This window comes from Rhodococcus sp. 14-2496-1d (genome assembly GCF_002259365.1).
GTDB lineage: Bacteria > Actinomycetota > Actinomycetes > Mycobacteriales > Mycobacteriaceae > Rhodococcoides.
In genome coordinates, this window is sequence record NZ_NPFV01000022.1 from 42441 (window position 1) to 58061 (window position 15621).

Here is a 15621-nt window from a genome sequence, read left to right on the forward strand (position 1 = left end):
TGGTTGGATGGACCGATGCTGCACGGTCTCTGGTCTCCCGGTGCCGGGCTGATGCTGTGGGACGACGAGATCTCCACCGGCGACGAACCCGATCTGCCGCCGACACACGCGCACGTCCTCACCCGACCGTTCCGGCACCGTGCTGCGGTGTCGTTTCCGGCACCCGGGCGCAGTGCCACCGCGCAGGCCCCGGTGCAGGTTCCGGCCATCGCGCTCGCCCCGCACGACGGTGCCGATCTGCTGTTGCGGACGCCGTCCGAGCACGCTTCGATTTCCGGCGATCTCCGGTACCTGGCGCACGTCGCCCGCGGAATCGAACGCTGGGTTCGCGGCGGTCGTGTGGTTCCTGCTCTGAAGTTGATGGACGGGCAGTGGTGGCCACGGTGGCGTCTGGTCGGGGGTGAACGTCAACGGGCCTGGCTGAGCGAACTCGCCGTCGCGATGCCGTCGGTGCAGCGTGCGGGAGAGCGGCCCAAGAAGATCCTCGACGACATGGTGGAGGAGCTCACCGATCCGATCGTCAGATCGGTTCTGGGTAGGCCCGACTCGGAGCATCCGCTGTTGTCCGCTCTGATTCGCGACGACCCGTACTTGGATGGCACCCAACAGATGTCGACGTTGCTCGACAACTGGCGCGCAAGCCTCACCGTCGACGAGCCGTCCCTGGTGCTACGCCTGCTCGAACCCGATGACGACGATGGCGTCGTCGACAGTTCCTCCGAGGAATCAGCGGAGTCGTTCTGGACGCTGCAGGTGTGTCTGCGAGCGGATGGTGAAGCGCCGCGGCCGGTCCCGATGAGCCGTAAGGTCGATGCAACCCTGCTCTCGATCGCCGTGCGCAAGCTCGGTGAGGCCGTGGCGGCGTACCCGAGACTGCGTGATCTGCCGTCTCAAGAAGGCACCCTCGATCTGTTGCTTCCGACGTCGGTGGTCATCGACCTCGTCGAACACGGTGCGACGGCGCTGCAGGCCACCGGAACGACGGTTCTGCTTCCTCGGGCCTGGACGAGGTTGGATCCGTCGATGAGGCTGCGCGTCGATTCGCCTGCGGTGACGAAAGCGGCCGCCGATCGGGCGGTCGGCATGGACGAACTGGTGTCGTACGACTGGCAACTCCAACTCGGCGACATGGTGCTCACCGAGGCGGAGATGAACAGACTCGCCGTCTCGAAGGGCGATCTCGTTCGACTCCGCGGGCAGTGGGTACTGGCCGACGGCGGTCAGCTCGCACGAGCCGCCAAGTACGTCGCCGAGCATCACGGCGACGGGACTGCCCTGAGCACGCTGATGCGCGAGATGACGCTGGCCGACCCGCCGCCGGCTCCGGTCCAGGACATCAGAGCCACCGGATGGGCAGCGACGTTGCTCGAGCCCGGTGCGGTGCCCGAGACGATCCCCGTACCGGCCGGTGTGAACGCAACCCTGCGGCCGTATCAGCAGCGTGGGCTCGATTGGCTCGCGTTCATGAGTCGGCTCGGTCTCGGGGCTGTACTCGCCGACGACATGGGGCTCGGCAAGACGTTGCAGGTGTTGACACTGCTCGCGCACGAGAAGAGTTCGACGCCGACGCTGCTGGTGGCACCGATGTCGGTGGTCGGCAACTGGCAACGTGAGGCGGCGAAATTCACCCCGGCACTGCGAGTTCTGGTGCACCACGGCCCGGCTCGGTCCAAGGGCGACGAGCTGGACCGGGCGATCGCAGAGCACGATCTGATCGTCACCACCTACGCGCTGATGGCGAAGGATCGCGCGCAGCTGTCCGAGCAGACGTGGCGTCGGGTGGTCCTCGACGAGGCGCAGCACATCAAGAACTCGGGCACCGTTCAGGCCAAGGCGGCGCTCGCGATCCCTGCGGATCACAAGTTGGCACTCACCGGAACACCGGTCGAGAATCGTCTGGACGAGCTGAGGTCCATTCTCGACTTCGCCAATCCGGGCATGCTCGGTAGGCCGTCGGACTTTCGGAAGCGATTCTCGGTTCCGATCGAGCGCGAGAACGACGAGAGCGCGGTCTCGCGTCTGCGCGCCATCACCTCGCCGTTCATTCTGCGTCGTGTCAAGACCGATCCGACGGTCATCTCGGATCTGCCCGAGAAGAACGAGATGACCGTGCGCGCCAACCTGACAGCCGAGCAGGCCGCGCTGTACAAGGCGGTCGTCGACGAGATGATGGCGCAGATCGCCGACGCGAAGGGCATGAAGCGCAAAGGTGCGGTGCTGTCCGCGCTCACTCGTCTCAAGCAGGTGTGCAACCATCCCGCCCACTTCCTGTCCGACGGCTCACCGGTGCTCAAGAGGGGGCAGCATCGCTCGGGCAAGATCGGTCTGGTGGAGGACATGCTCGACTCGATTCTGGGCGACAACGAGAAAGCGTTGCTGTTCACCCAGTTCCGGGAGTTCGGTGAGCTCGTGGCACCGTACTTCGCCGAACGATTCGGGACCGACCTGCCGTTCCTGCACGGCGGCGTGAGCAAGTCCAAGCGCGACGAGATGGTGGAGAAGTTCCAGAGCGGGAACGGTCCGCCGATCATGATGCTCTCGCTCAAGGCCGGCGGTACCGGCTTGAACCTCACAGCCGCCAATCATGTCGTTCATCTTGATCGTTGGTGGAACCCGGCGGTGGAGAACCAGGCGACGGACCGGGCCTTTCGCATCGGGCAGCGCAAGAACGTCGAGGTGCGAAAACTGCTGTGCGTGGGCACCGTCGAGGAACGGATCGATTCGATGCTCGTCTCCAAGCAGGATCTGGCGAATCTGGCGGTGGGCACCGGCGAGAACTGGGTGACCGAGATGGACACCGCGGAGCTGCAGGAACTGTTCCGCCTCAGCGAGGACGCGGTGGGGGAGTGATGGTCGACTTCTCGCAATACGGGAAACGGCGAAAAGCCAAGGGCGGCATCGAGTCCAGGAACAAACGCGGTGCATTCGGGCAGACGTGGTGGGGCAGGCATTTCGTGTCGGCCATGGAAGACCTCGCGGATCCGGGTCGGATAGCGCGTGGCAGAACGTATGCGCGCCAAGGGCAGGTGCTCACTCTCGGTGTCGAGCGCGGGCAGATATACGGCGAGGTGCAGGGCAGTCAGCTCGAGCCGTTCTCGGCCTCGGTCACCGTCGACCCGCTCACGCAGGGTGAGGTTGCCGCGCTCGTCGGCAGGGTGCGATCGAACCCCGGCATGCTAGCCGAGCTGGCCTCCAATGCCATTCCGCAGGCACTGGCGTCGGTATTGCTGCCGCACGACAAGGGGCAGCTCGATTTCGACTGCACCTGCCCCGACGACGGCTGGCCCTGCAAACATGCGGCGGCTCTGATGTACATCGCTGCCGAGCACATCGACGCGTCCGCCGCCACCATCCTGACGCTGCGTGGCGTCGATCTCGATCAACTGATCGAGGGTGTCGGTGACGGGGACGACGAGTTCGACCCCGACGACTGGTTCGCCGATCGCGCATCGTTCCCGGAACTTCCCCAGGTGTCGTTCGCTCCGGCGGTCGACGATCTCGATCCGTTGATCCTGCGCCGAATCTTCCGCGCCGACGGCTCCACCGAGGCCGAGGTCAGTCGTGCCGTCGCCGATCTGAGGCAGTTCTACGACCGGATGTGACCACTCCTGGACTTACGTGGACATCCGACTATAGGATGGGCGTACTTCACTTCCACGCTCGAGGACGGACAAATTCCATGGCTCGCGAACTCACGCACTTCATCGGCGGCAAGCATGTCGCAGGCACCTCCGGAAAATTCGGGGATGTCTTCGATCCCAACACCGGCGAGGTTCAGGCCCGGGTTCCCCTGGCCGACGTATCCGAGGTCGAGGCCGCGATAGCCGACGCCGAACAGGCGCAGCGTGAATGGGCAACCTGGAACCCGCAGCGTCGCGCCCGAGTGTTGATGAAATTCCTCGCGCTGGTCACGCGCGACACCGAAGAGCTCGCTCGTCTGCTCTCCTCCGAGCACGGTAAGACCATCGCCGACGCCAAGGGCGACATTCAGCGCGGCGTCGAGGTCGTCGAGTTCGCCGTCGGTGTCCCACACCTGCTCAAGGGTGAGTACACCGAGGGTGCGGGCGGCGGAATCGACGTCTACTCGATGCGTCAGCCACTCGGCGTCGTAGCCGGAATCACCCCGTTCAATTTTCCCGCGATGATTCCCCTGTGGAAGGCCGGCCCGGCCATCGCCTGCGGAAACGCGTTCATTCTCAAGCCCTCCGAGCGTGACCCGTCCGTTCCGCTCAAGCTCGCCGAACTCTTCCTCGAGGCAGGACTTCCGCCGGGTGTGTTCAACGTCGTCAACGGCGGCAAGGATGCCGTCGACGTGCTCCTCACCGACGACCGCGTCAAGGCGATCGGCTTCGTCGGTTCGACCCCCATCGCGCAGTACATCTACGAGACGGCAGCCCAACACGGCAAGCGAGCGCAGTGCTTCGGTGGAGCCAAGAACCACGCCCTGGTGATGCCCGACGCCGATCTCGACGAGGTCGCCGACGCACTGCTCGGTGCCGCCTACGGTTCGGCAGGTGAGCGTTGCATGGCGATCTCCGTCGCGGTACCGGTCGGGGAGGAGACTGCCGACGCGTTGGTCGCCAAACTGACCGAGCGAGTGGCGAAGCTGAAGATCGGCCGCAGCGACGACGAGAGCGCGGACTTCGGGCCGCTCGTGGGCAGCGATGCGCTGAAGAGGGTCAACGACTACACCCAGATCGGTGTGGACGAGGGTGCCGAGCTCGTCGTCGACGGACGCGGTTTCAGCCTCGAAGGCCATGAGAACGGATTCTTCGCCGGCGCAACGCTGTTCGACAAGGTGACCACCGACATGCGGATCTACAAGGAGGAGATCTTCGGACCCGTCCTTATCGTCGTCCGCGCCAAGGACTACGAGGACGCGCTGCGCCTGCCCACCGAGCACGAGTACGGCAACGGCGTCTCGATCTTCACCCGTGACGGCGATACCGCTCGCGACTTCTGCTCGCGCGTCCAGGTGGGCATGGTCGGAGTCAACGTGCCGATCCCGGTACCGATCGCGTACCACACGTTCGGTGGTTGGAAGCGTTCGGGATTCGGCGATCTGAACCAGCACGGACCCGATTCGATCCGCTTCTACACCAAGACCAAGACGGTCACCCAGCGCTGGCCGTCGGGCACCAAAGAAGCAGTTGCACAGAATCACTTCGTCATTCCGAACATGGACTGATCCGGCGATGTTCACCTTGAACGAGGACGAGCGAGCGATCAACGACACCGCTCGCGAATTCGCCGACGAGTTCCTGGCACCGAATGCCATCGAATGGGATCAGCAGAAACACTTTCCGGTGGACGTGCTGCGCAAGGCAGCGGGACTGGGAATGGGCGGCATCTACATTCGCGAGGATGTGGGTGGATCGGGTCTGACCAGAGTCGATTCGGTGCGGATCTTCGAGCAGTTGGCCACCGGTGATCCGTCCATCGCGGCGTACATCTCCATTCACAACATGGTCGCGTGGATGATCGACACCTACGGCAACGACGAGCAACGGCAGCGTTGGCTCCCGGGCCTGTGCGCGATGGACCAGCTGGGGAGCTACTGCCTCACCGAGCCGGGCGCGGGATCCGACGCCGCGATGCTCGGCACCAAAGCTGTGCGTGACGGTGACGAATATGTGCTGGACGGCGTCAAGCAATTCATCTCCGGCGCAGGCACATCCGAGGTGTACGTCGTGATGGCGCGCACCGGTGCACCAGGGCCGCGCGGCATCTCGGCGTTCATCGTGCCGAAGGACTCCGCGGGACTCTCGTTCGGAGCCAACGAGAAGAAGATGGGCTGGAATGCCCAGCCCACCCGGCAGGTCGTTCTCGAAGGAGTCCGCATCCCGGCTGAGAACCTGCTCGGCAACGAGGGCGACGGGTTCCGTATCGCGATGAACGGACTCAACGGAGGGCGCATCAACATCGCGGCATGTTCGATCGGCGGCGCGCAGTCCGCTCTCGACAAGGCCGTTGCCTACCTCGCCGAGCGCAAGGCGTTCGGGGCGCGGTTGCTCGATGCGCAGGCGCTCCAGTTCCGACTCGCCGATTTCAAGACCGAACTCGAAGCCGCCCGCACGTTGCTGTGGCGGGCCGCCGACGCGCTGCAGAACGACGCGCCGGACAAGGTCGAAATGTGCGCCATGGCAAAGCGTTTCGGAACCGACACCGGATTCGAGGTCGCCAACGGAGCGCTGCAACTGCTCGGCGGCTACGGCTATCTCAGCGAGTACGGCGTCGAGAAGATCGTTCGTGACCTTCGGGTGCACCAGATTCTGGAAGGGACAAACGAAATCATGCGGGTGGTCGTCGCTCGGTCGATCGTGGGTGCCGCATGAGCGACGTGATCCTCGAGGTCTCCGGCGGTATAGGTCGAATCACCTTGAACCGCCCCAAAGCCATCAATGCGCTCGACCATGCAATGGTTCGCCAGATCGCACCGGCGTTGGCGCAGTGGGCAACCGACGACACTGTGGACGTCGTCCTGCTGACCGGAGCAGGTGAGCGCGGACTGTGTGCAGGCGGCGACATCGTCTCCATCTACCACGACGCCAAGGACGGCGGCAGCGGTAGCAAGGACTTCTGGCGCGAGGAGTACATCCTCAACGCCGCGATCGCTCGATTCCCCAAGCCGTTCGTGGCCATCATGGACGGCATCGTCATGGGCGGAGGCGTCGGACTCTCGGCACATGCGAACACTCGCATCGTCACCGAACGATCGAAGATCGCGATGCCCGAGGTCGGAATCGGATTCGTTCCCGATGTGGGTGGCACGTACCTGCTCTCGCGTGCACCGGGCGAGATCGGCACCCACTTCGCGCTCACCACGGCGCGAATGAATGCCGCCGACGCCATCGCGGTCGGCTTCGCCGATCACTACATCCCGTCCGACAAGCTCGAGGACTTCTACTCGGCACTCGAGACGGTCAGCGTCGGAGAGGCCGTCGCGACGTTCAGCGAGCCGGCACCGGAGTCCACGATTGTCGGTCAGCAAGGGTGGATCGACGAGTGCTACGCCGGCGACGACGTTCAGGGCATCGTGGAGGCGCTTGCCGCCAGCACAGTGCCCGAGGCGCAGAAGTCGGCGCAGGACATCGCGTCCAAATCACCTGTGTCGCTGGCTGTGACACTGAGATCGCTGCGTCGTGCCGCGACGCTGCCGACGCTGGAGTCGGTACTCGACGAGGAATACCGCGTGTCGGTCGCGTCGCTGAGCAGCCACGACCTCGTCGAGGGAATCCGAGCACAGGTGGTCGAGAAGGACCGCAACCCGCAATGGCAACCGCGTACGTTGGCAGACGTCACGCCCGAGGACGTCGACCGGTACTTCGCGCCCCTCGGGGACGCGGAGCTGGGCCTGTCGAACGCACACACAGAAGGTGAGCAGTCATGAGCGAGAAGACAATCGGCTTCATCGGCCTCGGCCACATGGGTGGACCGATGGCCGCCAATCTGGTTGCGGCCGGCTACACGGTGCAGGGCTTCGACCTGGTTCCCGCCGCGCTCGAGCAGGCCACGAAGGACGGCGTCACCGTGATGGAATCGGCCGTGGCCGCCGTCGCCGATGCCGACATCGTCATCACGATGCTGCCCAACGGCAGACTGGTACTGGGGTTGTACGCGGACCTGCTGCCCGCTGCCGCGCCGGGTACGTTGTTCATCGATTCCTCGACCATCGACGTCGCCGATGCGCACACCGCCCACAAGCTGGTGCACGAGGCAGGACACCGCAGTCTGGACGCGCCGGTTTCCGGCGGAGTCGGGGGAGCGGCCGCAGGAACACTGACCTTCATGGTCGGCGGTTCCGAGGAGGATTTCGCCTCTGCTGCAGAGGTTCTCGACGTCATGGGTCGCAAGGTGGTGCACTGCGGTGCAGCAGGCAACGGCCAGGCCGCCAAGATCTGCAACAACATGATTCTCGGAGTGTCGATGATCGCCATCAGTGAGGCCTTCGTGCTGGCGGAGAAGCTGGGGCTGAGCAATCAGGCACTGTTCGACGTGGCGTCGACTGCGTCGGGTCAATGTTGGGCACTGACGACGAACTGCCCGGTGCCAGGACCGGTCCCGACGAGCCCTGCAAACAACGAGTACAAGCCCGGCTTCGCGGCGGCTCTCATGGACAAGGACCTGGGTCTGGCTGCCAATGCACTGCGCGACAACGGTGTCGAGGGTGTCCTCGGCCTACGGGCGGCCGAGTTGTACTCTCGGTTCAAGGAAACATCCGGGGGCGGCACCGATGTCGACTTCTCCGGCATCATCAACGACATCCGCGAGCGCTCGAACGGAGCAGGCCAGTGAGTGACTACGAGACGATTCTGCTCGAGCGTCGGGGACGCGTCGGCATCATCACACTGAACCGTCCCAAGGCGCTGAACGCGCTCAACTCCGAGCTGATGCGCGAAGTGGTTTCGGTGGTCGAAGAACTAGACGCCGACTCCGGCATCGGTGCGATCCTGATCACCGGCTCCGAGCGAGCCTTCGCGGCCGGCGCCGACATCAAGGAGATGCAGCCCAAGTCCTACATGGACGTGTACCTCGACGACTTCTTCGCGGCGTGGGATCGACTTGCGTCGGCTCGGACGCCGTTGATCGCAGCGGTCTCCGGTTACGCGCTCGGCGGCGGGTGTGAACTCGCGATGCTGTGCGATGTCCTGATCGCCTCGGACACCGCGGTATTCGGACAACCCGAGATCAAGCTCGGCGTCATCCCGGGAATCGGCGGGTCGCAGCGCCTGACGCGAGCGGTGGGCAAGGCCAAGGCCATGGAGATGTGCTTGACCGGTCGCAACATGAAGGTCGAGGAAGCCGAGCGAGCCGGACTGGTCTCGCGCATCGTGCCGGTTGCCGATCTGCTCGACGACGCCATCGCGACCGCGACCACCATCGCCGAGATGTCGCTACCGGTTGCCCAGATGGCGAAGGAAGCGGTGAACCGATCGTTCGAGTCCAGTCTGCGCGAGGGTGTTCTGTTCGAGCGCCGCGTGTTTCACTCGACTTTCGCCACCGAGGATCAGAAGGAAGGTATGTCGGCCTTCATCGAGAAGCGGACGCCGAACTTCCAGCACCGGTAGCGGCGGGCTCCACTCTCGGTGCCGTCCTACCTGTCGGGGGACAGGAGGGCGGCCCCGCGGGCCGAGACCAGCTCCGGCATCGACGGCACCAGCGTCGTCAGACCGGTACGCAGCTCGAGAGAACGCGCAATCGAGGTGATGTTCGCACCGCCGCCCACCACGACGATGGACTGCGTTCTGGCACCGGACAATTGGATGGTCTGCTCCACCAGCATGCCCGCATACCGCACCGGTCCTGCGATCAGATCGTCGAAGTCGCGCCGAGTGAGCACATGCCGCGCAGTACCGGACGGATCGGTGGTGCTGACGACGGAGTCCACGCTCAACTGCTCCTTGATGGACCGGCTGGCGTCGATTCCGACGCGAACGCCGTTGGACGAGAGCAGCCTGCGAACCGAGTGATCGAGATCGTCGCCGCAGAACGTGGCAGTGCGCCGCGTCATGAGAGTGCGAGTGGACGCGAGATCGATGACGGTGACCGTGGTGCCGGTGCTACCGATATCGCACAACACGGTGACGCCGTGATTGGGCACCAGCCCGATGAAACGCAGATACCGCACTTGCGCAGCAGTTTCCGGCACGAGCGACGCGGTGCGGGCCGTACCTCGGGTGGCGACTGCGCCTGGATCGGTGGCAACTCGATAGGCGATGGCCGAGAACTGCACCGGCAGCGACATAGTCGCTGCGATCGAGTGGATGGCGTCGACACCGGTGGCGATCGTGGTGGACAGCGACTGCCCGGGCGTGCGGCGCACCGTCCGCGACACGATGGGGGTTCGATGGGGACTGTCCAGATACGTCAGAATTGCGCGTGCACCGTGCGCACCCGCCCCGACCCCCAACACCAGCACCCCGCCCCGCCCTTCAGCAGCTCGACTCCGCCCTGTTCCCAGTGCAATTGGATCACGAACGGTACGGGTGTGCCATTGTCTTGTGACGAGTCACCATCGAACTCAGAACGATGTGGTTATGTCATCACTGTCGAAATCGCCTGCATCCGAACGCAGTTCCGCCAGGATCCGAACGAGCGCCATCAACTTGTCACGCGCCAGCCCGGGGCGTGCGAACACCAGTGAGTTCAGGCGCTCGGTGGCCTCGACCGCCAACGTGCGTCCCTGCTCGGTGATTTCGACCAGCGTGGTGCGCCGATCGCTCGGATGCGGGATGCGTCGAACGTATCCCACCGACTCGAGGCGATCGACAGCGTTGGTCACGCTCGTGGGATGCACCTGCAGACGTGCGCTTGCCTTCGCCATCGGAAGAGCGCCGTTCTTGGTGAAGGTCAACAACGTCAGCAATTCGTAGCGCGAAAAGGTCAGTCCCGTCGGCTTCAACGCTTCCTCGACCCGTGCCAGCATGATCTGCTGCGCACGCATCAACGACGTCACCGCGGCCATACCGTCGGCGGCCTCGGACCAGCCGTGCTTGGTCCACTGGCGGTGTGCCTCTGCAATGGGATCGAGGGGAAGCGGGGACGGTGCTGGCATACCGACCATCCTCCCACGGTGCCCGCTTCCGGCGTCTACCGAATCACGACGCGAGGTACTGCGAGCGGAACTCGATCCGTGATCGCGGTTGTCGCGAGCGAGATCTGCTCTCGGGCTTCGACTGTGCGGGCGGTGTCGGTGTCGCCGGATGCCAGTGCGCGGTCCAGCAGGTCCAGCTGGGTCAGTACGGCATCGACGTTCTCGGAGGACTGTGCCGCGCGACCCACTCGTTCGGCCAGACGTATGCCTGCCTGCACCACCATAGGGCTGCCGGTGCCGTAGATCCGCACGGCATCGAGGGCATGGTCGATCAACGACGGAACGGCAACGCGGAGGGTGATCACCCGCACGGTGCCGTCGGAGCCGCGACGAGCACGAGAGGGCATGGGGCGCTGGACGACTGCGACGAGCCCGACCGTGAGATCGTCGATGGCATTGCGTGCCGTGTACGGATCGTTGACCCCCGTCGACAGAGCGCGTACCGCCATCTCGGTCATCTGCTCGACGGCGAAAGCGATGTCGTGTCGGGGTGTTCGACTGGTGCCGATGTCGAACGACCCTCGAACTCGTCCGATCGCGTCCGCCGAGATGTCTGCCGAGCGATCTGCCAGGACGTCGGCGAGCGGTTCACCGGCAACGACATGGTCACCGGGTACTCGATGAATGTCGATCAACGTGTCGGTGTCGGCAGCGATGTCCAACAAGCCGTTTTCGTCGATGTCGATGATCACCCCGGACTCCTCGGCCAACACCGTCGTGTAGACGGGCGGCTTGACGATGCCCTCCGCCGATGCCGCATCGGCGGGCTGCTCGGGTGGGTAGAGCGCGTCGACGGACTCGGACAGTTCGTCCCGGACGCGGGCGGACAGCGTCGCCACCTGGATCGACTGCGCGATGTGATGGATGAAGTAGACGAGCACACCCACGTCGACCACCGCGAGCGCCACCGCGACGTTGACGGCGATGTCCGGCACGAAGACCGACCCGTCGGATTCGATCGAGCGAATCGACCGCAGCACCATCAGCGAGTACAGGAACGTGGCACCGAAGATGCCGAGCACCACCTGGTTCCCGCGATCGGCCATGAAGTTGCGCACCAGGCGGGGGCCGTACGAGGAGCTGGCGGTGGCGAGAACCGAGATGGTGATGGAGAACGACGTCGCCGCCACGCCGAGCATCGACCCGCCGATCGCACCGAGGATGTCGCGGCTACCGCTGGCACCCACGTGATAGAGCAGCGAGCCCGTCAGATCCACGCGGGTGTCCAGCAGGTAGCGATCGAGACTCACCAGTGCCTGCGCGAGCACGAGTGCGACAACTCCGAGGACGGCAGGAATGAACCAGAACGATTCTCGCAGCTTGGCCAAGTGTTCCTTCATGACGCACAGTCTTCCCCTGGGCGTCCGAACCAACCCTCGGGGTTCGAATCACGGCGATCGAAACTGTGGGCCGCGCCCACTCGATACGGCATCGTCATCGGTGATGCGGGTGTGGCCGAGTGGCTAGGCACCGGTCTGCAAAGCCGTTTACACGGGTTCGAATCCCGTCGCTCGCTCTGTTCGATCGAGGCCGAGCAGCAATGGTCGGTCTCGATTCGTTTCGCATCAGGCCAGCAGAGCGGGCTTGCGTGCCACGGTGACGGCCCAGTCCGCGTCGTCGTGCCAGGGCCGCAGATCCCAGGTCGCGAATCTGTGTTCGAGGACGAAGCCGGCCGCCGCCAGATCCGCGTCGAGCATGTCGACGGTGTACTCCCGATCGGTAGCGAATCCGGCGACGAACACCCCGCCGTCGGTCAGGTGTGCCCAGATGCGTTCGAGCGCTGCGCGTTCGGTTCCGGGTTTCATGAAGACCAGTACGTTGCCCGCGGCCACGGCCGCGTCGAAGGTCCGGCCGAGATCCAGCGTCGTCAGATCGGCGACGTGCACGTCGAGTTCGGAATGTGCGCGCGCTGCCTCGGCCAGAACCGGATCGAGATCCACTGCGGTCACCCGGTGTCCGCGTCGGGCCAACTCCGCGCCGAGTCGGCCGGTACCGCATCCGGCATCGAGAATGCTCGACGCGGGGGAGACCACCGCGTCGACCATGCGGGCCTCGCCGTGCAGATCCACGCCGCGCTCGGCCAGGCGGTCGAAACGCTCGATGTAGCGTGCGGAATCGTCTGCGGAGTTCTCGGCCTGCCAGCGTGTGGTCACCCCGTCAGGGTAGGTCAGCTCAGTTCCTCGAGGGCGGACTGGGCTTCGGCGACGCGAGCGCGGGCCGCGTCGAGTGCCTCCGCCGTCGACTCCGCCTGTAGGACACTGGCCTCCTTCGCTTCTCGCGCGGCCTGCGCTGTGGCCCTGGCGGCCTCCAACTGGAACTCGATTCGCTCTACTTCCGCTGCAGCACTGTGTAATTCGGACGCCGTTCGTTCGGTGTCGGCCCGGGCGTCCTCGGCTTCGGTTCGTGCGGCATCGAGATCGGATTCGGCCGACTCGAGTTCGGCGAGCAGCCGGTTCCGTTCGGCTTCGTCCGCTTCCTGACGGTCGTCCTCGATCTCCGAAGACGGCGAGTCGGACTCGTCGGACTCGGCACCGTCATTCTCGTCGGGCGGGTCGGGAACGAGGGAGAGCAGCGCAGGTCCGAAGCCGCTGTACGTTTCGGCCACTACGGTTCGGCCGGCACGCACGCGGTCGCGTATCTCGGCATCGGCCATCGCTGCGTTCAGGGTGTTGGAGATCTCGCGGGCAGCGTTGTCGCCGACGGTGGTCCCGGTCTCGCGTCCCAGCGAGACTGCACGATCGGTCAGGGCGCGTATCGAAGTGCTTCGAGCAGTGGACAATTCACGCAGCCGGGGGCCGTCGCCGCGCTGCTGGGCTCGTTCGAGTTGCTCGCCCAGATCGAACAGTTCGGCCAGAGCCGATTCGTCTCGCCGAGCGAGTGTGTTCACCAACCACGCCACGACCGTGGGCTTGCGGAGCGAACCGATGCGGGTGGCACCGGCTTTGTCGCCGGCCTTCTTGAAGCGGGAAACGTATGCGGTGCGGTGCGAGACGAAATCGGTGGGAGGGAGCGAATACAGATCGTCGACGACGGTGTCGATGTGGGGGAGATCCTCGGACATCGAAGTCCACCGTCTCGTTCGAGCAGCCACCGTACGACAGTGAACTGCGTGAAAGATGTGTGCCCCCGGCAGGATTCGAACCTGCGGCCTTTCGCTCCGGAGGCGAACGCTCTATCCCCTGAGCTACGGGGGCGCACCGGACGAACCGGTGTGCCTGTTGGGCTGTACGAAAGACTAGCGCATCCGGGACGCGAGTCGAAATCACCCCTCGGGCAGCGGCTGCGCACCCTTCTCGGCGAGCATCTGCTTCATCAGCGTCGACTCGCTGGTCTGGGTGGCAACCATGGACTTCGCCAGATTGATCACCGCAGGTGACTGCGCGTGCGTCTGCGCGTACTCCATCATCGCCAGGCCGCCCTCGTGGTGGCGCAGCATGAGCTGGAGGAACATCACGTCGACGTCCGAGCCTGTGGCTTGGCGAAGCGCGGCGAGTTCGGCCGAACTGGCCATTCCCGGCATGGCCCGGGTGGGATCAGAGGATCCGGGATCCATGGACATCCCGCCCATCGAGTGACCGTGCGAGTCGTCCTCGGCCATCCAGGTCATGTAGCCGTCGGTCGAGATCGGTGCGCGATCCCACAGGGCCAACCAGCCCTGCATCTGTCCCACCTGGTTCTGCTGCGAGGTCAGCATGTCGAACGCCAGGTTCTTGACGGCCTGATCGGAGGCGTTGGTCAGCGCCACCGCGGCCATCTCGATGGCCTGGTTGTGGTGCACGGTCATGTCCTGAGCAAAGCCGACATCGACCGAGTCCGCGGCCGGTGCACTGTCGTCGCCGCCCAGTGGACTCTGCACCAGGAAGCCCACGGCGAAGCCGATCGCGAGGACGGCGATCAGCGCGAGGGCCACCAGCGCGGTGCGCTGGCTCGGCTTGGTCGCGGACGTGGTGGCCTCCGCATTCTCGGTCGGTGTCGGTGCGGTCATCAGTTCGCGGGGATCTGGAGATCGCTGGGCAGCTGCATCCCGCCGGCGCCACCGGCCTCGCTGGCGTCGGGAGTGATCCCGGCACCGTCCATCGGCACCGCGTCCGCGCCGGGAGCGGAGGCATCGAACAGCGGCGGGTTGTCGGGATCGAAGCCGTCACCGCTGGTGTTCGGGACGGACGCGCAACTGGCACCGACCTCCGGGTAGGCGAAGCGGTTGAGTCGAAGTGCAGAGATGAACTGTCCGATGCGTTCGTCGTCCACGCTGTCCAGCTTGAGCTGGTGGCCCCACGACTGCAGCGAGACCGGGGAGTCGAGGCCGGGGTACGGCGACATCATCATCTGCGTTTCACCGTCGACGCGATCGGCCAGCGACTGGATCTGGTCCGCGTTCAGGTCGTCGGGGTTGTAGGTGACCCAGACGGCACCGTGCTCGAGCGAGTGCACGGCATTCTCGGTGCGAATTGCCTCGGGATAGACGATTCCCGTGCAGGTGGCCCACACGGCATCGTGCGGTCCACCGAACGGCGGCGACTGGTCGTAGGCGACCCGCTGCGTGCGCCCGACGTGTAGAGCCGCGGGGTACTCCTGCACGGTCACACCCTCGATGCCCGTCGACGGATCCTGATTGGCCTCGCTGGGTGCGAACTTCTGCGCCTCGGCTCGGTCCTGGTACTTCGGATACAGATTGATCCCGAGGCCCGCTACGAGACCGACGACAACGACGACACCGGCAACCGTCAGCCAGGGAATCTGCCTGCCCGTGGCGGTGGGCACACCGCCCTTCTTCTTGCGAGCTGACTTCTTGTTGGCTGCATTGATGGCTTTGTCTGCCTTCGCAGCCGACTTGTTCTGACTGCCTTTGTCGGGACCCGTTGGCATCGCTGTAGTTGCTCTCTCAGTCGAGGAAAGGTGGTGGTCGGTTGCGCTGGTGCTGCGTATCTGCTGGTGACGGCATCATTGGATGAGCGTCCGCGCAGAGCGTCCTCACTGTACGTTCTCTGCCTGAGAGCGTGCTCAGAGCCTGCGCGGACCGCGTCGGC

At 65.0% G+C, this 15621-nt stretch carries 14 protein-coding genes and 2 tRNA genes; 8 read left to right on the forward strand and 8 right to left on the reverse strand.

The window, feature by feature from the left end; genetic code table 11:
- Positions 1–15 precede the first annotated feature (15 nt).
- The 7 genes from CH296_RS17260 to CH296_RS17290 all read left to right on the forward strand — a co-directional run bounded on the left by CH296_RS17260 (position 16) and on the right by CH296_RS17290 (position 9068).
- Entirely contained in the window at positions 16–2850 is a 2835-nt protein-coding gene (locus CH296_RS17260) for a DEAD/DEAH box helicase (RefSeq protein WP_094685313.1), read from the forward strand.
- Positions 2850–3602 (forward strand): SWIM zinc finger family protein, encoded by a 753-nt coding sequence (locus CH296_RS17265; protein WP_094685314.1) that lies wholly within the window; start codon positions 2850–2852, stop codon positions 3600–3602. The genes CH296_RS17260 and CH296_RS17265 overlap by 1 nt, the downstream gene beginning before the upstream one ends.
- A 77-nt stretch (positions 3603–3679) precedes the next feature.
- On the forward strand, positions 3680–5188 hold the full coding sequence (locus CH296_RS17270) for a CoA-acylating methylmalonate-semialdehyde dehydrogenase (RefSeq protein ID WP_032393499.1): 1509 nt from the start codon (positions 3680–3682) through the stop codon (positions 5186–5188).
- 7 nt (positions 5189–5195) lie between these two features.
- Positions 5196–6335, forward strand: coding sequence for an isobutyryl-CoA dehydrogenase (locus CH296_RS17275; RefSeq protein WP_032393500.1), 1140 nt, complete (start codon positions 5196–5198; stop codon positions 6333–6335).
- Complete coding sequence (locus CH296_RS17280) at positions 6332–7390, forward strand: enoyl-CoA hydratase/isomerase family protein (protein WP_094685315.1); 1059 nt, start codon at positions 6332–6334, stop codon at positions 7388–7390. Before CH296_RS17275 ends, CH296_RS17280 begins: the two co-directional genes overlap by 4 nt.
- On the forward strand, positions 7387–8295 hold the full coding sequence (mmsB, locus tag CH296_RS17285) for a 3-hydroxyisobutyrate dehydrogenase (protein WP_094685316.1): 909 nt from the start codon (positions 7387–7389) through the stop codon (positions 8293–8295). The genes CH296_RS17280 and mmsB overlap by 4 nt, the downstream gene beginning before the upstream one ends.
- Entirely contained in the window at positions 8292–9068 is a 777-nt protein-coding gene (locus CH296_RS17290) for an enoyl-CoA hydratase (protein ID WP_045194450.1), read from the forward strand. Before mmsB ends, CH296_RS17290 begins: the two co-directional genes overlap by 4 nt.
- A gap of 26 nt (positions 9069–9094) precedes the next feature.
- On the opposite strand, the gene CH296_RS17295 is transcribed toward CH296_RS17290, so the two are convergent.
- From CH296_RS17295 to CH296_RS17305, 3 genes are all read right to left on the reverse strand, one after another.
- Positions 9095–9919 (reverse strand): hypothetical protein, encoded by an 825-nt coding sequence (locus CH296_RS17295; RefSeq protein WP_094685317.1) that lies wholly within the window; start codon positions 9917–9919, stop codon positions 9095–9097.
- Between the two features lie 102 nt (positions 9920–10021).
- Positions 10022–10555, reverse strand: coding sequence for a MarR family winged helix-turn-helix transcriptional regulator (locus CH296_RS17300; RefSeq protein ID WP_032393535.1), 534 nt, complete (start codon positions 10553–10555; stop codon positions 10022–10024).
- A gap of 35 nt (positions 10556–10590) precedes the next feature.
- On the reverse strand, positions 10591–11934 hold the full coding sequence (locus CH296_RS17305) for a DUF2254 domain-containing protein (RefSeq protein WP_094685318.1): 1344 nt from the start codon (positions 11932–11934) through the stop codon (positions 10591–10593).
- A gap of 105 nt (positions 11935–12039) precedes the next feature.
- On the opposite strand from CH296_RS17305, the gene CH296_RS17310 reads away from it, so the two are divergent.
- A tRNA-Cys gene (locus CH296_RS17310) sits at positions 12040–12110 on the forward strand.
- A 49-nt stretch (positions 12111–12159) separates the two neighbouring features.
- Here CH296_RS17310 and CH296_RS17315 read toward each other — a convergent pair.
- From CH296_RS17315 to CH296_RS17335, 5 genes are all read right to left on the reverse strand, one after another.
- Entirely contained in the window at positions 12160–12747 is a 588-nt protein-coding gene (locus tag CH296_RS17315) for a class I SAM-dependent methyltransferase (protein WP_094685319.1), read from the reverse strand.
- 14 nt (positions 12748–12761) lie between these two features.
- Positions 12762–13655, reverse strand: a complete 894-nt coding sequence (locus tag CH296_RS17320) for a hypothetical protein (RefSeq protein WP_094685320.1) — start codon at positions 13653–13655, stop codon at positions 12762–12764.
- Positions 13656–13715: 60 nt separating this feature from the next.
- Positions 13716–13788, reverse strand: a tRNA-Arg gene (locus tag CH296_RS17325).
- Between the two features lie 68 nt (positions 13789–13856).
- Positions 13857–14579, reverse strand: coding sequence for a DUF305 domain-containing protein (locus CH296_RS17330; protein ID WP_045194457.1), 723 nt, complete (start codon positions 14577–14579; stop codon positions 13857–13859).
- Positions 14579–15460, reverse strand: a complete 882-nt coding sequence (locus CH296_RS17335) for a DUF3105 domain-containing protein (RefSeq protein ID WP_032393508.1) — start codon at positions 15458–15460, stop codon at positions 14579–14581. The genes CH296_RS17330 and CH296_RS17335 overlap by 1 nt, the downstream gene beginning before the upstream one ends.
- Between the last annotated feature and the right edge of the window lie 161 nt (positions 15461–15621).